The organism is Hyalangium sp. (assembly GCF_045802625.1).
GTDB lineage: Bacteria > Myxococcota > Myxococcia > Myxococcales > Myxococcaceae > Hyalangium.
Window position 1 is genome coordinate 136,013 of the sequence record NZ_JBJMQP010000007.1, and the last position, 20,902, is coordinate 156,914.

General features: G+C 67.5%; 21 protein-coding genes. 4 read left to right on the forward strand and 17 right to left on the reverse strand.

Annotated features, from left to right (window positions below; translation table 11 throughout):
* Positions 1-9: 9 nt before the first annotated feature.
* From ACJ8AT_RS01315 to ACJ8AT_RS01325, 3 genes are all read left to right on the forward strand, one after another.
* Positions 10-1,458 carry a sigma-54-dependent transcriptional regulator gene (locus ACJ8AT_RS01315; RefSeq protein ID WP_407735680.1) on the forward strand — a complete coding sequence of 483 codons (1,449 nt, stop codon included), beginning with the start codon at positions 10-12 and terminating at the stop codon, positions 1,456-1,458.
* 73 nt (positions 1,459-1,531) lie between these two features.
* Positions 1,532-2,602, forward strand: a complete 1,071-nt coding sequence (locus tag ACJ8AT_RS01320) for a M23 family metallopeptidase (RefSeq protein ID WP_407735681.1) — start codon at positions 1,532-1,534, stop codon at positions 2,600-2,602.
* A 155-nt stretch (positions 2,603-2,757) separates the two neighbouring features.
* Positions 2,758-4,008 (forward strand): hypothetical protein, encoded by a 1,251-nt coding sequence (locus ACJ8AT_RS01325; protein ID WP_407735682.1) that lies wholly within the window; start codon positions 2,758-2,760, stop codon positions 4,006-4,008.
* 6 nt (positions 4,009-4,014) lie between these two features.
* Here the strand turns inward: ACJ8AT_RS01325 and rsmI are convergent, their stop codons facing one another.
* Positions 4,015-4,842 (reverse strand): 16S rRNA (cytidine(1402)-2'-O)-methyltransferase, encoded by an 828-nt coding sequence (gene rsmI / locus ACJ8AT_RS01330; protein ID WP_407735683.1) that lies wholly within the window; start codon positions 4,840-4,842, stop codon positions 4,015-4,017.
* Positions 4,843-4,845: 3 nt separating this feature from the next.
* Entirely contained in the window at positions 4,846-5,223 is a 378-nt protein-coding gene (locus ACJ8AT_RS01335) for a YraN family protein (RefSeq protein WP_407735684.1), read from the reverse strand.
* Positions 5,224-5,357: 134 nt separating this feature from the next.
* Between ACJ8AT_RS01335 and ACJ8AT_RS01340 the strand changes: the two genes are divergently transcribed.
* Positions 5,358-6,329: an MBL fold metallo-hydrolase gene (locus tag ACJ8AT_RS01340; RefSeq protein WP_407735685.1), complete on the forward strand. Its 972-nt coding sequence runs from the start codon at positions 5,358-5,360 to the stop codon at positions 6,327-6,329.
* Between the two features lie 5 nt (positions 6,330-6,334).
* Here ACJ8AT_RS01340 and ACJ8AT_RS01345 read toward each other — a convergent pair whose 3' ends face one another.
* The 15 genes from ACJ8AT_RS01345 to icd all read right to left on the reverse strand — a co-directional run bounded on the left by ACJ8AT_RS01345 (position 6,335) and on the right by icd (position 20,750).
* Positions 6,335-8,296: an ATP-binding protein gene (locus ACJ8AT_RS01345; protein WP_407735686.1), complete on the reverse strand. Its 1,962-nt coding sequence runs from the start codon at positions 8,294-8,296 to the stop codon at positions 6,335-6,337.
* A 103-nt stretch (positions 8,297-8,399) separates the two neighbouring features.
* Positions 8,400-8,801 (reverse strand): 50S ribosomal protein L19, encoded by a 402-nt coding sequence (gene rplS / locus ACJ8AT_RS01350; protein ID WP_407735687.1) that lies wholly within the window; start codon positions 8,799-8,801, stop codon positions 8,400-8,402.
* 133 nt (positions 8,802-8,934) lie between these two features.
* Positions 8,935-9,669 (reverse strand): tRNA (guanosine(37)-N1)-methyltransferase TrmD, encoded by a 735-nt coding sequence (trmD, locus tag ACJ8AT_RS01355; RefSeq protein ID WP_407735688.1) that lies wholly within the window; start codon positions 9,667-9,669, stop codon positions 8,935-8,937.
* Positions 9,669-10,193: a ribosome maturation factor RimM gene (gene rimM / locus ACJ8AT_RS01360; RefSeq protein WP_407735689.1), complete on the reverse strand. Its 525-nt coding sequence runs from the start codon at positions 10,191-10,193 to the stop codon at positions 9,669-9,671. Before rimM ends, trmD begins: the two co-directional genes overlap by 1 nt.
* Positions 10,190-10,483 (reverse strand): KH domain-containing protein, encoded by a 294-nt coding sequence (locus ACJ8AT_RS01365; RefSeq protein ID WP_407735690.1) that lies wholly within the window; start codon positions 10,481-10,483, stop codon positions 10,190-10,192. Before ACJ8AT_RS01365 ends, rimM begins: the two co-directional genes overlap by 4 nt.
* 21 nt (positions 10,484-10,504) lie before the next feature.
* Positions 10,505-10,762, reverse strand: a complete 258-nt coding sequence (gene rpsP, locus ACJ8AT_RS01370; RefSeq protein ID WP_224246128.1) for a 30S ribosomal protein S16 — start codon at positions 10,760-10,762, stop codon at positions 10,505-10,507.
* Positions 10,763-10,840: 78 nt separating this feature from the next.
* Complete coding sequence (rlmN, locus tag ACJ8AT_RS01375) at positions 10,841-11,986, reverse strand: 23S rRNA (adenine(2503)-C(2))-methyltransferase RlmN (RefSeq protein WP_407735735.1); 1,146 nt, start codon at positions 11,984-11,986, stop codon at positions 10,841-10,843.
* Positions 11,987-12,061: 75 nt separating this feature from the next.
* Complete coding sequence (locus ACJ8AT_RS01380) at positions 12,062-12,628, reverse strand: Uma2 family endonuclease (protein WP_407735691.1); 567 nt, start codon at positions 12,626-12,628, stop codon at positions 12,062-12,064.
* Between the two features lie 134 nt (positions 12,629-12,762).
* Entirely contained in the window at positions 12,763-13,206 is a 444-nt protein-coding gene (gene ndk, locus ACJ8AT_RS01385; RefSeq protein ID WP_407735692.1) for a nucleoside-diphosphate kinase, read from the reverse strand.
* Positions 13,207-13,245: 39 nt separating this feature from the next.
* Entirely contained in the window at positions 13,246-14,148 is a 903-nt protein-coding gene (sucD, locus tag ACJ8AT_RS01390) for a succinate--CoA ligase subunit alpha (protein WP_407735693.1), read from the reverse strand.
* Between the two features lie 32 nt (positions 14,149-14,180).
* A complete protein-coding gene (sucC, locus tag ACJ8AT_RS01395) occupies positions 14,181-15,347 on the reverse strand; it encodes an ADP-forming succinate--CoA ligase subunit beta (RefSeq protein WP_407735694.1) in 1,167 nt (388 codons plus the stop codon).
* 226 nt (positions 15,348-15,573) lie between these two features.
* On the reverse strand, positions 15,574-16,377 hold the full coding sequence (gene sdhB / locus ACJ8AT_RS01400; protein WP_407735695.1) for a succinate dehydrogenase iron-sulfur subunit: 804 nt from the start codon (positions 16,375-16,377) through the stop codon (positions 15,574-15,576).
* Between the two features lie 15 nt (positions 16,378-16,392).
* Positions 16,393-18,270, reverse strand: a complete 1,878-nt coding sequence (gene sdhA / locus ACJ8AT_RS01405) for a succinate dehydrogenase flavoprotein subunit (protein WP_407735696.1) — start codon at positions 18,268-18,270, stop codon at positions 16,393-16,395.
* Between the two features lie 224 nt (positions 18,271-18,494).
* Positions 18,495-19,433: a malate dehydrogenase gene (gene mdh, locus ACJ8AT_RS01410; protein WP_407735697.1), complete on the reverse strand. Its 939-nt coding sequence runs from the start codon at positions 19,431-19,433 to the stop codon at positions 18,495-18,497.
* 21 nt (positions 19,434-19,454) lie between these two features.
* On the reverse strand, positions 19,455-20,750 hold the full coding sequence (gene icd, locus ACJ8AT_RS01415; protein ID WP_407735698.1) for an NADP-dependent isocitrate dehydrogenase: 1,296 nt from the start codon (positions 20,748-20,750) through the stop codon (positions 19,455-19,457).
* Positions 20,751-20,902 lie beyond the last annotated feature (152 nt).

The following is a 20,902-nucleotide window of genomic DNA, read 5'->3' on the forward strand; positions in this document are numbered from 1 at the left end:
TGAGCACGCATGGCCAAGGTCCTGGTCGTTGACGACGAGGCGAACCTGCGCAAGGTGCTCGCCGCCATGCTGCGGCGAGACGGCTATGACGTCACCGTCGCCATGGACGGTGAGCAGGGGCTCGCCGAGTTCCACAAGAATGGCGCGGACATCATCGTCACCGATCTGGTGATGCCCAAGGTGGGCGGCATGGAGGTGCTCAGCGCCGTCAAGAGCGCCAACCCGGACGTGCCCGTCATCATCATCACCGCGCATGGCACGGTGGACTCCGCCGTGGAGGCCATCAAGGCCGGCGCGTTCGACTACATCACCAAGCCCTTCGATCAGGCGGAGCTGTCGGTCGTCATCGCCAAGGCGTCCAAGGCCCACGAGAGCGCTCGGCGCTCGGTGCGCCCGGACATCAAGGCACGCGCGGCCATCATCGGCGAGTCCGCGCAGATCCAGGACGTCTACAAGATCATCGACAAGGTGGCGGACACACCCTCCACGGTGCTGATCACCGGCGAGAGCGGCACGGGCAAGGAGCTGATCGCCACCGCCCTGCACGGCGCGTCCAGCCGGAGGGACAAGCCCTTCATCAAGATCAACTGCGCCGCCATCCCCCACAACCTGATCGAGTCCGAGCTGTTCGGCTACGAGCGCGGCGCCTTCACCGGCGCGGTCACCTCCAAGCCCGGCCGCTTCGAGCTGGCCGACGGCGGCACCCTCTTCCTGGACGAGATCGGCGAGATCCCCGTCGAGATGCAGGTGAAGCTCTTGCGCGCACTCCAAGAGGGCGAGTTCGAGCGTGTGGGCGGCATCAAGACCACGCGGGTGGACGTGCGCCTGATCGCCGCCACCAACCGGGACTTGCAGGCGGAGATCGAGGCCGGGCGCTTCCGCAAGGATCTGTACTACCGGCTGGCCGTGGTGCCCATCGTCCTGCCCGCCCTGCGCGAGCGCCGCAGCGACATCCCCATGCTCGCCCGGCACTTCGTGGACAAGTACAACCGGCGCCTCAACAAGAAGATCGAGGACATTGGCGACGATGCCATGGCGCTGCTGCAGGCCTACAACTGGCCCGGCAACATCCGCGAGCTGGAGAACCTCATCGAGCGCGTGCTGCTCTTCGCGGACGGGCCGCTCATCACCGCCAAGGATCTGCCCGAGCCCGTCCGTCAAGGCGGAGGCCCCCAGGCCAGCTCGCCTGCCAACTCCTCGGCGGTGGAGGCGCCCACCGGTGAGGCGGGGCTCAAGGACATCGTCCGCATGAAGGCGGCCGAGCTGGAGAAGGATCTCATCACCAAGGCCCTCGAGGAGACCAGCGGCAACGTCACGCGAGCGGCCAAGCTGCTGCAGATCAGCCGCAAGTCCCTCCAGACGAAGATGAAGGAGTTCGGCCTGCGCGACACCGCCCCCGAGGGCAAGGACGAAGGCAAGGACGAGGGGCCAGGCAAGGACGAAGGCCCAGACGAATGAACGCCGAGGGGCGAAATATCGTCGCGGAGGCGGCGGTTTCGGCCCCGCGTACCGCTCGACACAGGGAGCCTGCATGCGGCCGTCTCTTCCCACTCTTGGTGCACCTCAAAAGCGCAGCAGCTTCGGCTCTGTCGTCGTCATCTCGCTGATCCTCGGCGGGGCCGCCGGGGGCGTGTGGTGGTGGAAGCAGCACAAGGGCGCGCTGCCATTCGACAAGCCCCCCGCTGCCGCGACGGCTCCCGCTACCGGCCCTGTCGCCGCGGGGCCTCAGGACGCTGGCGCGGCCCCTGTCGCGGCGGCTGCCACTCCGGCTCCGGCGGCTCCGGCGAACCCGCTGGTCGCGGCGGGACTGGCGCGCGCCTCGGTGAAGATCGACGGCCCCCTGGAGACGGCGCTCACGCAGGCCACGGACCCGACGGTGGGGCCCGCGCTGGCCCAGGTGGTGACGCGCAGCCTCGTGTGGTGGGTGCGCGTTCCCAACGAGATCCTCCGCGGCGACACCCTGGACGTGCTCTACCAGCCTCGCGCGGGCGAGGAGCCCCTCGTCTACGCCGTGCGCTTCGTCAGCAGCAAGACGGGCCAGACGCACCGCGCCTACCGCTTCCAGGTCCCCGGCACTCCCTACCCGCGCTTCTACCAGCCCTCCGGCGAGGAGCTCGAGGAGCGCCTGGAGGGCGCCCCGCTCGACGACTACGAGCAGGTGACGTCCCTGCTGCGCGACGGCCGCGGCCACAAGGGCGTGGACTTCAAGACCCCGGTGGGCTCGCAGGTGAAGGCCCCCTTCGCCGGCGTCATTCAACGCAAGAACTGGAACTTCCGCGGCAACGGCAACTGCGTGGAGCTGGTAGAGGCCAGCGGCAAGCACCGCCACGCCCTGTTCCTGCACCTGTCCGAGCTGCCCAAGAGCCTCCAGGTCGGCGCGCACTTCTCGCAGGGCCAGGCCCTCGCCCAGAGCGGCAACAGCGGCCACTCCTTCGCCCCGCACCTGCACTACCAGCTCATGTCGCCGGATGACCGGGTGATGGACCCGTTCGAGAGCCACCGCACCTACCGGCGCACCCTGTCCGCGGAGCAGCGCCCGGTGCTCGAGGCCGAGATCCGGCGGCTGGACTCGCTGCTGAGCACGCCTCTGGCCGGAAACTGAGCCACCCATTTCTTGACACCCCTGTATATGACGGCTAGCGTCCCTGATAATTTCTCAACAGTTCTCAGGGGTTAGGCCACCGTTGTCCGCAGTCCTGAGGGGGGCTGCCGGCATCCGCGGGCCCTGGGAGCACCAGAGGGTTTCTCGGAGGTCGGATGTTGAGGCTTCGCGCCATTCTCGCCGCGCTGTTGCTGGGCGCACCGCTGGCCGCTAGCGCCGCGGATATCACTCGCATCGCATCCTCGTTCGACGAGGATGATCCCTTCGATCTGTTCATCGACGTCGGCTTCGAGCGGACCCAGAGCCGCGAGAAGATCGTTCGTGAGCAGCTCGCGGGCACCGAGCTTCAGGAGGCCTCGGAGGTCTGGCACAAGGCCGTGGACTCGCGGCTGAACCTCAAGCTGGCCATCGGGCTCTACAAGGATCTCGAGTTCTCCTTCGGGCTGCCGCTCATCCTCCAGCAGAACGACAGCTACAACTTCGTCTCTGGGACGAACGACGCGAACTCCACCATCGTCAACAACTGCCTGAACCCAGACGGCACCCTGAGCAGCACGGCCTGCCCGTCCTCCCTCTTCACCATCCCGCAGACGAGCAAGCGTGGCGGCCTGGGCAACATGCACTTCGGCATGGCCTACGCCTTCTTCAACCAGCAGCGGGACGACACCAAGCCGATGTGGCTCGTCGGCCTCGACTACGAGGCGCCCACCGCCAAGGTGCGCGATCCGAGCGAGGACAACACCGCGGTGACGAACACCAAGGGCAACGTGGGAGACGGCGTCCACAAGTACACCTTCTACACGTCCCTCTCGCGGAAGATGGGCGTGGCCGAGCCGTACTTCAAGGCGAGCTACACCCTGCCGGTGCTGGGGCCGGGCTTCTACTCGAACTGCGCCCACCCGGAAACCCTGGGCACCCCGGAGAACTGCGGCGTCGGTAAATGGAACCGCAAGGAGACGGGGATCCATGCGCCGCAGGTGGCGAGCTTCCTGTTCGGCTCCGAGTTCACCGCGTTCCGAGACACGAACAAGGATCAGAAGTTCGCGCTCGATATCCGCACCATCGGCAACTACGTGTCCGCCGGGCGCTACTACAACGAGCTGAGCGCAGCGATGGGCAAGCTGCTGTCCTCGTCGGACTTCTTCCAGGTGGGAGGCCAGGTCGGCGCCACCGCGAGCGCCGGCGAGGCCTTCACGCTGCGCGCCTCCGGCACGTTCCTCTACGACACGGACCACACGCTCACCAACGAGAGCCTCGGCGTGACGCCCCAGGACGCGGCGGCGAACCCTTCCAACCCCGACATCAACCCCAACTTCGACTACCGCACGGACCTGACGACCCGGCGCTTCCGGGCCACCGAGAGCACCACGTTCCGGCTGGAGCTCTCCGCCTCGTTCGCGTTCTGAGACGGCTCACCGCTTGAGGCTCAGCCCCAGGCGGTAGACGTCCTGGCCGGACCAACCCGCGCGGCGGGCCAGCTCGGTGCTCAGCGCCTTGAGCTTCTCGCCGCGCGCCAGCCCCTCCTCCAGCGCCCGCCGCAGCTCCTCCTCGGACCAGCGGCGCTCCCCGGTGCGGCCCTCCACCAGCACCACCACCTCGCCTCGGGGCTCCTCGGCGGCGTAGCGAGCCGACAGCTCCGAGAGCGGCGCTCGCACGAACTCCTCGTGCACCTTGGTCAGCTCTCGGGCCACGCACGCGCGGCGGTCTCCCCAGGCCTCCAGCAGATCCGCCAGCGTCTCTCCCAGGCGGCGCGGGGACTCATAGAGCACGAGCGTGGCGGAGAGCTGGGCCACCTCCTCCAACATGGAGCGGCGCTCGGGGCCCTTGCGCGGCAGGAAGCCGAGGAAGTGGAAGCGACCCGTGGGCAGCCCGGACGCGCTCAGCGCCGCGACCAGCGCGGTGGCGCCCGGCACCGGCACCACGGACACCCCCCGCTCGAGGGCCTCGGCCACCAGCCGCTCTCCCGGATCGCTGATGCCCGGGCTGCCAGCGTCGGTGATGAGGGCACAGTCCTCGCCGGCGGCGATTCGATCGAGGATGCGTCCGGCGCGCTGGCCCTCGGCGAAGGCGGGCAGGCTCACCGTCTCCGGAGCAATGCCGAAGTGCTCCAGCAGCACGCGCGAGTGCCGCGTGTCCTCGCACGCGACGAAGGCCACGCGCCGGAGGATCTCCAGCGCCCGGGAGGTGATGTCCCCCAGGTTCCCGATGGGCGTGGCGATGAGGTAGAGCGTCCCGGACATGCGTCACATCCCCGCGTCAAAGGCGTTTGGAATGTGCTCCACGGTGGCCTGCTCGCCGTGGCCCACAATCGAGACGACGTCGAAGCGCATCATCTTCTCGCGCAAGTCATGCGCGAAGAGGTAGTGCAGCGCGGCTTTCACCACCCGACGCTGCTTGGTGAAGGACACCGTGTGCGAAGGATCTCCCCACACGGCCGTGGAGCGCATCCGCACCTCCACGAAGCAGACGGTGTCCCCGTGCTCGGCCACGATGTCCAGCTCGCCGTAGCGGCACCGGAAGTTGCGCGAGCGGATGCGATAGCCCCGCGCCTCCAGGAAGCGCACCGCCGCCGACTCGGCCTCGTTCCCATATCCCCGCCTGTCCACCGCCGCCCGTCCCATGCGCCTTCCTCCCGCGCTCCACTCCCGCGCCGGGCAGCCATCTACCACCGCCCTCCCACCTTCTCCCAGCGAGATCCTCGCTTGCCTGGCTGCCCCAAGCCCCCGGCGCCCGCTGTAGTAGCGTTCGGGCCTCCATGAGACACCTCCCGCTGCTCCTTCTCACCCTGGCCTGCGCCTGCAAGGGCGTGCCCCAGGTTCCCGACAGGCCTCTCGCCGCGCCCAGGCCCAGCACCACGCCGCTGCAGCTCTGCTGGGCCGAGACCGGCAAGGCCGAGTCCTGGGGCGGCTACGCGACCGCGGGCTGGCACACGACGCCCACGTGGAAGGCCACGGCGTCCATCCTCGTGATCCGGCACCCCCAGGGCACCGTGCTGATCGACACCGGCAAGTCCTTCCGGCTCGAGGAGGAGAAGCAGCAGCTGTACCTCTACGATCGCATCCTCGTGGATCAGATCATGGCTCCGCTCAAGGACGTGGCGAAGGCGCCCGAGGCCCTGCGTCAGGTCGGAGAGGATCCCTCGAAGGTGAAGTGGATCCTCCTCACGCACGCCCACGGCGATCACGCTGGCGGAGTCGCGGACCTGCCCGGCGTCCCCGTGCTCATGCCGAACGAAGAGCTCAACTTCGTCACCGAGATGAAGGACGCCCACAGCTTCCACCTGTTCCGCGATCAGGCCGAGGCGATCGAGGCGCGCGGGGTTCCCCTCCACTTCAAGCCGGTGCCCTACTCCATCTTCCCCGAGAGCGCTGATCTGTTCGGGGACGGCTCCATCGTCGTGGTGCCCCTCTTCGGCCACACGCCGGGGAGCATCGGCGTGTTCGTCAATGCAGGTCCGGACAAGCGCATCTTCCACGTCGGAGACATCGTGGCGGTGCGCGAGGGCTACGAGCGCCCGGCGCGCAAGAGCGTGGTGCTCGGAGTGACCGACCGGGATCCCAAGCGGGTCGCGGAGACCGTGGCGCTGCTGCACCAGCTCCACCAGAGAGATCCCTCGCTCACCATCCTCCCCGCGCATGACCGCGAGGTCTGGCTCGAGCTCTTCGGCGCCGAGGCCCCCACGTGCCTCCCCGCGCCCGCCCGCCAGGCCAGCACGGGGAGCCCGTAACCCGCTCAGATGTTCACGGAGCCTTCGGCCAGCTGCGCCAGGCCAGCGTGGTTGGTGACCAGCAACACCTGGGTCAGCGTGCCCAGGTGCTTGAGCATCCGAGCGATGAGCGGCAGCTTCACCTCGTCCATGCCGGCGAACGGGTGCTCGAGGATGAATGGGTACTTCACCTTGGCGCTCACCTTCTCCAACACCGTCAGCCGCAGCGCCAGGTAGTACATGTCCAGGTCTCGCGGAGGGATCTCCCCCACCCCGAGCTGCTGGCCCGGCACGAACACCGAGCCCTGGCCGTCCTTGTCCCACTCGACGCCCAGGTAGCGCCGATCCGTAAGGGCGCTCAGGTACTGGGTGCAGCGATCCCGCAGCAGCCCCGCCAGCGTGAGCACGTCGATGGACAGCAGATCCGCCGCCAGCTTCATCACCAGCGGCGAGGGATCCTCCATCGGCCCCGAAGCGGCGGCCGCGGCAACAGGATCCGGAGCCCCCGGAGCCGCTGGCGCGGGGCCCGACTTGGCCAGCACGATGGACTCCTTCGTCCGGGACAGCTCCCGCTCCACCTCGCGCAGATCGCGCACGAACGAGCCCTTCTTCCCGATCTCCGCGTTGAGCTGCTCGATCTGCTCCTTGATCGAGTCCCGCTGCGTCCCCGCGGCGACGAAGTCCGGATCGGCCTCCATCGCCGTGAGCTGATCGCGCAGCTCGTTGAGCCGCTGCTCCAGCAGGCCCTTGCGCTCGAACATGGCGGGGATGTCCTCGGGGCTCTCCACATCCAGCGCCTTGAGCGCCTTGCGCACCGGCCCGGTCTCGGACTCGAACTCCTCGAGGATCTTCTTCTCGCGCGCGGCGAACATGCCCTCCTTGCTGCGCACGGTCGTGGTCTTCGACAGATCGTCCACGTACTGCAACGCCACCATCGCCGCCCAGCCAAAGGCGGGGATGTCCAGCAGCGTCAGGTACCGCCAGTCCGAGTCCACCGCCGCGCCCAGGATGATGCCCGCCAGCAGGAACAGCGCGCCCACTCCGAGCCCCACCCAGAAGAACATCCTCTTCTTCAACGGCTCCACCGCCGCGGGGACGGACTGCGCCTCCACCTCGCGCTCCTGGGCCAGCCGGTCCAGGGCGTCCTGCTTCCGGGCCATCGCCTTGGAGTAGCGCTCCACGCGCGTGAGGATGTCCTCCGGCAGCCCCAGGGAGGCGGGCGTGGGGGCGTTGTTCCACGCCGTCTCCGCGTCCCGCACGGCCACCTTGAGGCCCTCGGTGCTCTTCAGCTTCCGCTCCACCTCGAAGAGCTGCGAGTTGAGCCCGTCCAGCTTGAACTGGAGATCCTCCATCTCGCGCGACTTCACCAGCTCCAGCTCCAGCTCCTTGACCTTGGCCTCGGCGGCGGGGATGTCCTCGGCGGGCGCCACGGTCTGGGTGCTGGCCAGCCCGGGCATGGACGGGTTGCTCGCCAGCGGCGGCATGCCCGGATGACTATGCCCCGCCACGCCGGGCATGGAGGGCCGCTTCAGATCCGGCTTCGAGGTGCGCACTCGCGGCCGGCGCGAGGGCATCTGGCCCGGCATCAGCGAGTACACGTTCTCCCAGGCGTTGCGCGACGGCAGGCCCACCTGCGAGCGCAGGAACTGGGCGATCTCCGCCGAGTCCTGGGACACCAGCTCCGGCGGCTGGCCGGGCGCGGACTGCTTGTGCAACGTGCCCCCGCCGCCCAGCTCACGCAGCAGCCGGTACGTGAAGCTGTCCTGGCCCACCAGGGTGAAGGCGGTCTTGCCGGCCTTCTGGCCCTGCACCGAGAACCGGGCGTCTTCGCCCCGCCCATCGGCATAGAGGAGTGCCAGGGCCAGCGCCGCGAGCGGACTGATCTCGGCGGCGGGAGGCTTGAGGACGAGGAACCCCGGCTTGAGCGGGAAGCGGCCCTGTGCCGAGAAACCCCGGACGTTCTGGACGGCGACCTCGGTGAAGTGCATGCGCGTCCCCATCCTAGCGCACAAAAGCAGAGAGGAGCGTCCAGGAACGGACACTCCTCTCGGTACCACAACCCTGTAGGACAGGCCCGGAGGCCTGGGCGAACTAGGCGCCGGTGGCGGGCTTGGCGGCCTTCTTGGCCTCGGCGGACGGAGCAGAGTCCTCCTGGACATCCACGCGGGAGGCCTTGCCCTTGAGCGCGCGCAGGTAGAAGAGGCGGTTGCGGTTCACGTTGCCGCGCGAGAGGATCTCGATCTTCTCGTAGCGGGGGCTGTGCAGCGGGAAGATGCGCTCCACGCCGACGCCGAAGGACACCTTGCGCACGGTGAAGCTGGCGCGGTTGTTGCCCTTCTTCTTGCGGATGACGACGCCCTCGAACGCCTGAACGCGCTCCTTCTCGCCCTCCTTCACCTTCCAGTGGACCCGAACCGAGTCGCCGGTCCGGAAGTCGACCAGCTCCTTGCGGAGTTGCTTGGCTTCGACGTACTCGATGAGGCTGCGATGCATGACGAACTCCAGAAATCTTGTGGTGCGAATGACCAGTAAGAGGGGGGCCTAGTAGCAGAGAGAGGCGAGGCGGACAAGTCCGCAGATCGTCCGGTGTTTTTGGGCGCCCCCGTTCCGGAGTCCAACCCCGGCGCTACAGGTCTTCCTCCCCCAGGGCGAGCAGCTTCTGATCCGCTGGCCCGAGTTCCAGGCGAGCGAAGAGATCCGGCCGGCGCTCCCGGGTGAGCGCCAGGGCCTTCCAGCGCCTCCACCGGGCGATCCGGGCGTGGTCCCCGGACTGGAGCACGGCGGGCACCTCGGCGCCCCGGAACACGGGAGGCCGGGTGTACTGGGGGTGCTCCAGCAGGCCCTCCTCGAAGCTCTCGCTGACGTGGCTTGCCTGGTTGCCCAGCACTCCAGGGAGCAAGCGGGCCACGGCATCCACCACCGCCAGGGCGGCGATCTCCCCACCCGTGAGGATGAAGTCGCCCAGGGACAGCTCCCCGTCCAGGTGCGCCATCACCCGCTCGTCCACGCCCTCGTACCGGCCGCAGACCAGGATCAGCCCCTGGGTGTGGCTGACCAGCTCGCGCGCCCGCGCCTGGTTGAAGGCCGGGCCTCGGGGGCTCATCAGCAGCACCTTGGCGCCTGGGAGGCGGGAGCGCGCCGCCTCGATGGCCGCCACCAGCGGCTCCACCTTCATCACCATGCCCGCGCCGCCACCGTACGGCGTGTCGTCCGTGACGCGGTGCTTGCCCTCGGCGTACTCGCGGATGTCCGTGGCGGTGACGGAGAGCTTCCCCCGCTCCTGCGCCTTGCCGAGGATGCTCTCGCCCACGTACCCGGACACCATGCCCGGAAAGAGCGTGAGGATCTCCACCGGGTACATCAGCCCTCCTCGCCGAGGAACTCGGGCGGACGGATGACGATCTTCCCGCCGGGCACGTCCACCGAGGGCACGAAGTCATCGGCGAACGGGACGATCAGCTCGGCCTTGTCCGGGCCGCGGATGACCAGGTTGGGCACCTCTCCGGTGGCCCAGAGCTCCTCCACCTTGCCCAGCTCCTTGCCCGCCTCGTCCACGGCGGTGAGCCCCACCAGGTCGCCCTGGAAGTACTCACCCTCGGCCGGGGGCTCCAGGTCCTCGCGGTAGACGAAGACGGTGGAGCCCACCAGGCCCTCGGCGTCCTCACGCGTCTCCACGCCCTCGAAGGCGACGATGTCCTCCTTGGGGGTGGGCCGCACGGACTCGATCGTCAGATCCCGCTCCTGGCCCGCCCGGGTGCGCACGTGCACGCGATCCACCGCGTCGAGCGTCTCCGAGCCGGGCTCGAACGCGCGCACGGCGACCTCGCCCCCGATGCCATGGGCCCGGGCCACATAGCCGAGCTCCAGCAAGGGACGAGGCGTCACTGGGCGTCAGGGGCGGGAGGCGCCGCGGGAGCCGCCCCAGGGGGACTCGCCGCGCGCCGATCGTCGAGGATCTCGAGGCGGACCTTCTGCCCTTGCTTCTGGGCGGCGGCATTGAGCAGCGTCCGGAGGGCGTTCACAGTCCGCCCATCACGGCCGATGACCTTGCCGACATCCTCGGGGGCGACCTTCAGCTCGAAGAGCCGAGCGCCTTCCGCCTCGGACACACGCAGGCCCACCTGGTCCGGTTGATCGACCAGGGCCCGCGCGAGATAGGTAAGCAGTTGCTCCACGTCCGGTCAGACCGGCTTGCGTCAGGCCGTGGGGGGCGTGGCCTTGGCCGCGCGCTTGATGAGCTCGCCCACCGTCTCGGAGGGCGTGGCGCCCGTCTTCAGCCAGTACTGGAGCCGCTCCTGGTTGAACTCCACCTTGGGGGGATTCAGGTTCGGATCGTAGGCGCCCACGGCCTCGATGAACTTGCCATCCCGGGGGTTCCGGGAGTCGGTGGCAACCACGTGATAATACGGCTTCTTCTTGGCGCCCGCGCGGGCGAGACGGAGGACGACGGCCATGTGTACAGACTCCAGTGAAAGCGACAGCTAGAAAAAAATGAGCGAGGGCGGGCTCTTAGCGTCCCTGCCTCGGGATTGTCAAGGAAGCTCGGGAGGTTGCGTTGCCTTCGAGTCATCCTGCTCGCCCCGGTTGGCGAGCTGTCCGCAGGCGCCGGCGATGTCCCGGCCCCGGTTCTGGCGGATGAAGGCGGCCACGTGCCCTTCGGCGAGGATGGCGCGGAAGGCCTCCGCCCGCTCCTCCATGGTGGTCTGGAACCCCAAGCCGGGGTTCTCGTTGTAGGGGATGAGGTTCACCTTGGCGGGGATCTCCTGGAGCAGCTCCACCAGCCGGTGGGCGTCCTCGTCCGAGTCGTTGAAGCCCCGCAGGAGCACGTACTCGAAGGTGATCCGGCGGCCCTGGCGCAGGGGGAACTTGCGGCACGCGTCCAGGAGCGCGGCGATGTTCCACTTGCGGTTGACGGGCATGGTCTTGCTGCGCTGCTCGTCGGTGCTGGCGTTGAGGGAGATGGCCAGCTTGACGTCCGTCTCCTGACCGAAGCGCTCGATCATGGGCACCAGGCCCACGGTGGAGACGGTGATGTGGCGGTGCGAGAAGTTGGGCCCCTCCTCGGACTGGAGGATGGAGAGCGCCGTCTTGAGGTTCTCGAAGTTGTGCAGGGGCTCGCCCATGCCCATGAAGACCAGGTTGCTGAGCGGGCGGTAGGTCTCCAGGCCCTCGAGCGCGCGCACCTCACGGTTGACGGTGTGCACCTGGGCGACGATCTCGCCGGGGGTGAGGTTGCGCTTGAGCCCCAGGGTGCCCGTCATGCAGAACGAGCACGCCATGGCGCAGCCCACCTGGGTGGAGACGCAGAGCGTCTTCCGATCCTCGGAGGGCATGTAGACGGACTCAATGTAGCGCCCGTCGCGCGTCTTGAAGCGGTACTTGATGGTGCCGTCCACCGAGTGCTGCTCGAGATCCTTCACGAGCGGGACGATCTCGGCGCGCTCCTTGAGCTTCTGGCGCAGCGCCTTGGACAGATCCGTCATCTCGTCGAACGAGCGGACACCGCGCTGGTGGATCCACCGGAAGATCTGCCCGGCGCGGAAGGCGCGCTCGCCCAGCTGCTCGGTGACGAAGCGAGCCAAGCCCTCCAGCGTGAGGCTGGACACGTCGACGAGCTTCGCGGGCGCAGGAGCCGGCAGCGGCGTGGTGTCAGGAGTGGTGACGGAGGACTCGGACATCATTCTGTCTGCTAACGGTGAGGTGTGGGGGAGCCTTCCCACATCTCGGGGCAGCAAGTCAAAGGAGCGCTCGCCTCACGGCTCGGGCATCCAGAGCGCTTCCAAATCGAGCTCCACCGCCTCGAAAGGCACGGCCCGCACCCGTTGCTCCCCGGCGTGGTTGCCCGCAAGCACCCAACGCTCGTTCTCGTTCTGGAACACCTCCAAAGTGCGCGCCAGCGGGTCGATGAGCCACACGTGTCCCACCCGCTCTCTCAGGTAAACAGGCATCTTCCTTACCCGATCGAACCCCGCGGTCGCGGGAGAGAGGATCTCGCAGACCCAATCCGGCGCCACGGAGAAGAAGGGCTGATCCGGAGGAACCGGCATCCGCGAGCGTCTCCAGCCGGCCAGATCCGGGACGAGCACCTCCTCCCCCAGGTGAAGCTCCGGCTCATCGAGGATCCACCAGCCACCCGGTCCTCCCCTTCCCCGCTGAAAGGGTCCCGTCAGCTCGCCGCCCAGCGCCGAGGCGACGACCACATGACGGGCGGCGGGCCGGGGAGCCGCGTGCAGCTCACCCGCGACGAGCTCCCCCACCCACGTCTCTGGCAGGGCTCGAAGATCCTCATAGGTCGCCGGCTTCTTGACCGTAGCCTTCATGTGCCCTCCGAGTCTCCAGACCCTGGCTGCTACTTTACTGGAGATGAAGCTGGCCCATGGCCCATGAAAGCAACGGCCCGGGCCCGCCAGGGAGGCGGACACCGGGCCGGGGCTCGAGCAGGCGGGCAGCCGGACTACTTCTTGCCCTGGTACTGGTACGAGTGGATCTCGGTCTCGCGGAAGAAGTAGGCGACCTCGTTCTTGGCGTTCTCGAGGCTGTCCGAGCCGTGCACCGTGTTCTTGTCGATGCTGGTGGCGAACTCCTTGCGGATGGTGCCCGGGGCGGCGTTGGCCGGGTTGGTGGCGCCCATGATCTCGCGGTTGGCGGCCACGGCGTTCTCACCCTCCAGCACCATCAGCACCACCGGGCCGGAGATCATGAAGCTCACCAGATCCTTGAAGAACGGGCGCGCCTTGTGGACGGCGTAGAAGCCCTCGGCCTGCGCCTGGGACAGGTGCTGCAGGCGGATGGCGACGGGCTTCAGGCCCTTCTCCTCGAACTTGGAGATGATCTTTCCGATGATGCCCTTCTCCAGCCCGTCCGGCTTGATGATGGACAGCGTACGCTCGATGGCCATGTGTCGTGGTCCTCGTGTCTTGAGTGAAAGGTGGAACAGCTAGCGGTTCTTCTTGGGGGCGCCGCGCTTGAGCGCCTCCTGGAGCGTGGTGCCCAGCTCCGTGGGGCTCGCGGCCATCAGGAAGCCCGCGGCCTCCATGGCCTTCATCTTCTCCGCGGCGGTGCCCTTGCCACCGGAGATGATGGCGCCGGCGTGGCCCATGCGCTTGCCCGGGGGCGCGGACTGGCCCGCGATGAAGCCGGCGATGGGCTTGGTGAACTCGCGCGCCACGTACTCGGCGGCGACTTCCTCCGCGCTGCCGCCGATCTCGCCGATCATGATGACCGCGTCGGTCTCCGGGTCGGCGTTGAACAGCTTCAGGCAGTCCACGAAGTCCGTGCCGTTCACCGGATCGCCACCGATGCCCACCGCGGTGCTCTGGCCCAGGCCGAGCTGCGTGAGCTGGTGCACCGCCTCATACGTGAGCGTGCCCGAGCGGGACACCACGCCGATGCGGCCCGGCTTGTGGATGTGGCCCGGCATGATGCCGATCTTGCACTTGGCGCCCGGGGTGATGACGCCGGGGCAGTTGGGGCCGATGAGGCGCACGCCCGGCTTGCCCTGCAGGTAGCGCTTGGCGCGGACCATGTCGTTGACGGGGATGCCCTCGGTGATGGTGATGATGAGGGCCACGCCCGCGTCAGCGGCCTCCATGATGGAGTCCGCGGCGAACGGCGGCGGGACGAAGATGACCGAGGTGTTGGCGCCGGTCTGCTTCACCGCGTCGGCCACCGTGTTGAAGACGGGGACCTTGCCCTCGAAGTCAGTGCCACCCTTGCCCGGGGTGACGCCGGCCACCAGCTTGGTGCCGTAGTCCAGCATCTGCTTGGAGTGGAACGAGCCCGCCGAGCCCGTAATGCCCTGACACAGGACCTTCGTGTTTTCGTTGACGAGGATGCTCATGGGGTAGCTCTCGGAAGAAAGGAGGTGACGGACTAGGCGCCCTTGAGTGCGGCCACGGCCTTCTCAGCGGCCTGCCGCAGGTTGTCCGCCGGAGTGATGGCCAGGCCGGAGTTGCGCAGCAGCTCCTTGCCCTTCTCCACGTTGGTGCCCTCGAGACGGACCACGAGCGGCACCTTGAGCTGCACTTCCTTGGCGGCGGCGATGATGCCCTCGGCGATCACGTCGCACTTCATGATGCCGCCGAAGATGTTGACGAGCACCGCCTTCACGGCCGGGTCGGCGAGGATCAGCTTGAACGCCGCCGTCACCTTCTCCTTGGTGGCGCCGCCGCCCACGTCCAGGAAGTTGGCGGGGTTGGCGCCCACCAGCTTGATGGTGTCCATGGTGGCCATGGCCAGGCCCGCGCCGTTCACCATGCAGCCGATGTTGCCGTCCAGCGCGATGTAGGCCAGATCGTACTCCTTGGCCTGCGTCTCGCGCGGCTCCTCCTCGGCGAGATCGCGGTACTCCAGCAGATCCTTGTGCCGGTAGAGCGCGTTCTCGTCGAAGTTCACCTTCGCGTCGAGCGCCACCACGCCGCCGTCCTTGAGGATGACCAGCGGGTTGATCTCCACGAGCGAGGAGTCCGTCTCCATGTACATCTTGTAGAGCGCGGAGCAGAACTGGACGAACTTGTTCACCGTGGGGCCGGACAGGCCCAGGCCGAAGGCGAGCTTGCGGCCCTGGAAGTCCAGGAAGCCCACCGCCGGATCCACCGCCTCGCGGAGGATCTTCTCGGGGTGCTTGGCTGCCACTTCCTCGATCTCCACACCGCCCTCACGGGAGGCCATGAAGGTGATGCGCGAGGTGGCGCGGTCCAGCGTCACGCCCAGGTACAGCTCCTGGGCGATGGCGAGCCCCTCCTCGATGTAGACCTTGTGGACCGTCTGCCCCTCGGGGCCGGTCTGGATGGTCTTGAGCTTCATGCCGAGCATGGCCTTGGCAAGCTCCTTCGCCTCGGCGGGGCTCTTGGCGAGCTTCACGCCGCCGCCCTTACCGCGGCCGCCGGCGTGGATCTGGGCCTTCACGACGACCACGGGCGTGGCCAGCTCCTTGGCGGCGGCCTCGGCGTCCTTGGGGGACATCGCGAGGATGCCCCGAGGCGTGGGGACACCATACTTCCGGAAGAGTTCCTTGCCCTGGTACTCGTGGATCTTCATCGAGGCTCCGGCTGAACGGCGATGGCTTGAGGCGTCAAGCGCGGGCTGCGTATTCGCGCAATACGGGCCTAAGTGCAAGGACGTTCACGGCAGGGGGTTGATGGTGACCCAAGATGTAGGCATGAGCGAACGGAATGGGCACCAGCGGACATGACTCGGCCCTGCCTCGAGCCGGAGAGGCTCCGAGTGCAGGGCCGAATCGGACGCAGCGAATCGCCGGAACGCTCTAGCCCGGACCCGAGGCCGCCTTCTTCTCCTCGTCCTTGAAGAAGATGTCCTTGATCAGCAGCTTGGCCACCTCGCGGTTCATCATCGCGATGGACGAGGTCAGCGGGATCTCCTTCGGGCAGACCTTCACGCAGTTCTGCGCCTTGCCGCAGTCCTGGATGCCGCCCGGGCCCATCAGCGCCCGCGTGCGCTCCTCGGCGTTCATCTTCCCCGTGGGGTTCATGTTGAACAGCCGCGCCTGGCTGATCGCCGCCGCGCCCACGAAGGCGTTGTCGATCGTCACCTGCGGGCACGCCTCCAGGCAGCTCCCACAGGTAATGCACGTGGACAGCACGTACATCGTCGATTGATCGTGCGGGGACTGCCGCGGGCCCGGCCCCAGGTTGTGCGTGCCGTCCACCGGGATCCAGCCCTTCACCCGCTTGAGCGCCTCGAACATGCGCTGGCGGTCCACCGTCAAGTCCCTCACCACCGGGAACTTCTTCAGCGGCTCCAGGGTGATGGGCTTCTCCAGCTTGTCGATCAGCGCCGAGCAGGCCATCCGCACCCGCCCGTTGATGTTCATCGCGCAGCTGCCGCACACCTCCTCGAGGCACGCCGCATCCCACACCACCGGGGCCACCTTCTTGCCCTCCACGGTGACGGGGTTGCGCTGGATCTCCATCAGGCACGACACGACGTTCGCGCCCTTCCGGTACGGAAGGCGGAACTCGTCATAGTGGCCCTGCCCTCCCGGCCCATCCTGGCGCCAGATGCGGAACGTCACTGTCTGGGTGGTAGCGCTTGCCTGTGCGGTGTCCATGTCGAGTTCCCCTGACTACGCGTACCAACGCGGTTCCGGCTCCAGCACCGGGGTGGCGATGTCCTCGTAGGAGATCTTCGGCCCCTCGCCCGAGTACTTCGCGATCGTCGTCTTCGCCCACTTCTCGTGGCGCTTCTTCCACTGCTCCATCCACTGCGGATCCTCGCGCGGATCCTTCGACTTCGGCTCGGGCAGCGAGGCGTCCGGCTTGTAGTGGGCGCCACGGCTCTCGTCCCGCATCAGCGCGCCGGTGGCGATCACCTCGCCCAGCTCCAGCATGTTCCATAGCTGGTTGGTGAAGGACAGCGAGCGGTTGGCCACGTTGCCGGTATCCAGCACGTTGCAGCTCTTCCAGCGCTCCTTCATCTCGCGGATCTTCTCGATCGTCTTCTTCAGCCGATCGTTGTAGCGGACGACGGTGCAGTTCTCCGTCATCAGCTCGCCCAGCTCCTTGGAGATCTGGTACGGGTTCTCCGAGCCCGCCATCTTCTTGATCGTGGCGAAGCGGTCCTCCCAGTACTTCTTCGCGTCCGTGAAGTACTTGCCGCTCTGGGCCTCGGCCGCCTTGGCGTTGTTCTTCGCGTACGCCACCATCGCCGGCCCGCCGATCTGCCCCGAGTAGATGCAGGACAAGAGCGAGTTGGCGCCCAGCCGGTTCGCGCCGTGGAAGGCGTAGTCCGCCTCGCCCGCCGCGTACAGGCCCGGGATGTTGGTGGACTGGTTCTTCGGGCTGCCCTCGGCCGGCGTGAGCGTGCGCGGATCCGCCTCGAAGTTCACGTACAGGCCGCCCATCGAGTAGTGCATGCCCGGGAAGATGACCATCGGCGTGTGGCGCGGGTCGTCTCCCACGAACTTCTCGTAGATCTCCATCACGCCCTTGATCTTCGCGTCGAGCGTGGCGGCGGGGATGTGCGTCACGTCCAGGTACACGCCGTCCCGGCCGCCGATGCCCATGCCCAGATCCCGGCAGACCATGAAGATCTCCCGGGTGGCCACGTCGCGCGGCACCAGGTTCTTGTACTTGGGATACTTCTCCTCAAGGAAGTACCAGCGCTCGCTCTCGGGGATCTCCCGCGGGTGGCGCGTGTCGCCCTTCTTCTTCGGCACCCACACGCGGCCGCCCTCGCCGCGCACGGACTCGCTCATCAGGCGCAGCTTGTCCTCACCCGGAATCGAGGTGGGGTGCACCTGGATGAACTCGCCGTTGGCGTAGATCGCGCCCTCCATGTAGGCGCGGCCCGCCGCGGTGCCCGTGTTGATGATGGAGTTGGTGGAGCGCCCGAAGACGATGCCAGGGCCTCCCGTGGCCAGGCACACCGCCTCGGCCGGGAAGGTGCGGATCTCCATGGTGCGCAGATCCAAGGCCACGCTGCCAATACAGCGGCCGGACTCGTCCTTCACCGTGCCGAGCCACTCCCAGTACTCGTACTTGGTGACTTTGCCCTCGGCCTCGTAGCGGCGCACCTGCTCGTCCAGCGCGTAGAGCAGCTGCTGGCCGGTGGTGGCGCCCGCGAAGGCCGTGCGGTGGTGGAGCGTGCCGCCGAAGCGCCGGAAGTCCAGCAGGCCCTCGGCGGTGCGGTTGAACGTCACCCCCATGCGGTCCAGCATGTAGATGATGCCCGGGGCCGCGTAGCACATGCCCTTCACGGACACCTGCTCCGCCAGGAAGTCGCCGCCGCGCAGCGTGTCCTTCACGTGGATGTCCGGGTGATCGCCCTCGCCCTTGGTGTTCACCGCGCCGTTGATGCCTCCCTGGGCGCAGACCGAGTGCGAGCGCTTCACCGGGACGATGGAGAGGACGTCGACCTGGTGGCCGGCCTCGGCCAGCTTGATCGTCGTCATCAACCCCGCCAACCCACCACCCACCACTGTGAACCGCGCTGCTGCTGCCATGCATCGTCTCCTTCACTGCGCGGGAGCCAGGGGGCCGCTGGCCCGCCAGGACTGGCGAGCGCACCACCCCAACTCCCCGGTGCGGGTTCTACAGGCTAGATAACTTGGCGGAACTCCGCCGCAATCGCGGAGGCACGCGCGATAAGCACGCGCCATTTCCGGCATAAGGCCCGCCCTACCCAGGAAGTCCCCAGGCGGGCAGGCCGGGCTCCAGAATCGCCGGACTACAGCTTCACGCTGTCGACCGTCTTCTTCACGGACTGGAAGGACTTCTCCAGGGCCGCCTTCTCCGAGTCATCCAGCTGCACGGTGATGACCTTCTCCACGCCGCCCGCGCCGATCTGCACCGGGGCGCCGAAGAAGTAGCCGTTGATGCCGTACTGGCCCTCGAGCAGGGCCGCGCCCGGGAGCACGCGCTTGCGATCCAGCAGGAAGCTCTCCGCCATGGCGATGGAGCTGGCCGCCGGGCCGAAGTAGGCGCTGCCCGTCTTGTAGAGGGCCACCAGCTCGGCGCCGCCCTCGCGGGTGCGCTTGATGATGGCCTCCAGCTTGTCCTTGGGCAGCAGCTCGGTGAGCGGCACGCCGCCCACGGTGCTGTGGCGCACCAGGGGCACCATGTCGTCACCGTGGCCGCCGAGCACCAGCGCCTCCACGTCACGGATGGAGCAGTTGAGCGCCTCGGCGACGAAGCACTTGAAGCGGCTGGTGTCCAGCACGCCCGCCATGCCGATGACCATGTTCTTGGGCAGCCCGGCGATCTTGTGGAGCGCGAACACCATCGCGTCCAGCGGGTTGGCCACGTTGATGACGAAGGAGTTGGGGGCGTGCTGTTTGATGTTGGCCGCCACGTCCTTCATGATCTTCAGGTTGATGTCGAGCAGGTCCTCGCGGCTCATGCCCGGCTTGCGGGGCACGCCGGCGGTGATGATGATCACGTCCGAGCCGGCCACGTCCTTCCAGTCCGTGGAGCCCGTCACGCGGCAGTCATAGCCATCCACCGCGGACAGCTGGTTGATGTCGAGCGCCTTGCCCTTGACCAGGCCCTCGGCGGCGGGGATGTCGAACAGCACCACGTCGCCAAGGTTCTTCTGCACGGCGAGCAGCGCCAGGTTGCCGCCGATCTGACCGCCGCCGATGAGGCCAATCTTCTTCTTCTGAGCCATGTGGATCGTCTCCCGGATTCACTACATGTTCTTGATGATGGCCTGACCGAACTCGGAGCACTTCACCTCGGTCACGCTGCCCTGGTTCTCCAGCTTCATCAGGCGGGCGAAGTCGTACGTCACCGTCTTCGCGGCGATGGCCTTGTCCATGCCCTTGATGATGAGATCCGCGGCCTCGTTCCAGCCCAGGTGGCGGAACATCATCTCGCCCGAGAGGATCACCGAGCCGGGGTTCACCTTGTCCTGGTCCGCGTACTTGGGCGCGGTGCCGTGGGTGGCCTCGAACACGGCGTGGCCGGACATGTAGTTGATGTTGCCGCCCGGGGCGATGCCGATGCCGCCCACCTGCGCGGCCAGCGCGTCCGAGAGGTAGTCACCGTTGAGGTTCAGCGTGGCGATCACGTCGAACTCGTCCGGACGGGTGAGCACCTGCTGCAGGGTGATGTCCGCGATGGAGTCCTTGATGATGATCTTCCCGGCGGCGACCGCGGCCTTCTGCTCGGCGTTGGCGGCCTCCTCGTTCTTGGCGGCCTTGGTGGCCTCCCACTGATCCCACGTGTAGACCTTGGCGCCGAACTCGCGGGCGGCCAGCTCGTAGCCCCACTTGCGGAACGCGCCCTCGGTGAACTTCATGATGTTGCCCTTGTGGACGAACGTCACGCTCTTGCGCTTGTGCTCCACCGCGTACTGGATGGCGGCGCGGATCAGGCGCTCGCTGCCCTCCTGCGACACGGGCTTGATGCCGATGCCCACGTTCTTCGGGAAGCGGATCTTCTTGAACTCCTTCTCGAACTCCTTCTGGAAGGAGGCCAGGAACTTCTCCGCCGCGGCGGTGCCCGCCTCGAACTCGATGCCGGCGTAGATGTCCTCGGTGTTCTCGCGGAAGATCACCATGTCCACCTTCTCGGGCGCCTTCACCGGGCTGGGCACGCCCTTGAAGTAGCGGACCGGACGCAGGCAGACGTAGAGATCCAGCAACTGGCGCAGCGCCACGTTGAGCGAGCGGATGCCGCCGCCCACCGGCGTGGTCAGCGGGCCCTTGATGCCCACCAGGTACGTGCGGAAGGCCTCGACCGTCTCGTCCGGCAGCCAGTTGTTGACCTGCTTGAAGGACTTCTCGCCGGCCAGCACCTCGTACCAGGCGATCTTCTTCTTGCCGCCGTAGGCCTTCTCCACCGCGGCATCGAACACCGCCTGCGAGGCGCGCCAGATGTCACGGCCCGTGCCGTCGCCCTCGATGTAGGGGAGGATCGGGTTGTCCGGAACATTCAGCTTGCCGTTCTGAAGGGTGATCTTCTGGCCAGACGGAGGCGCCATCGGGGAGAGCTCCTGGATAGGTGTGACCGTGTATGCGGGGGGGGCGGATAGTCCGGAACCCGCTCCCTCCAGTCAAGCTGTTTGGCCAGCGACCAAGGGTGCCTGACTTATCGCATCCAGAGCATCAACAACGTCCGGAAGGCGTCACCCTC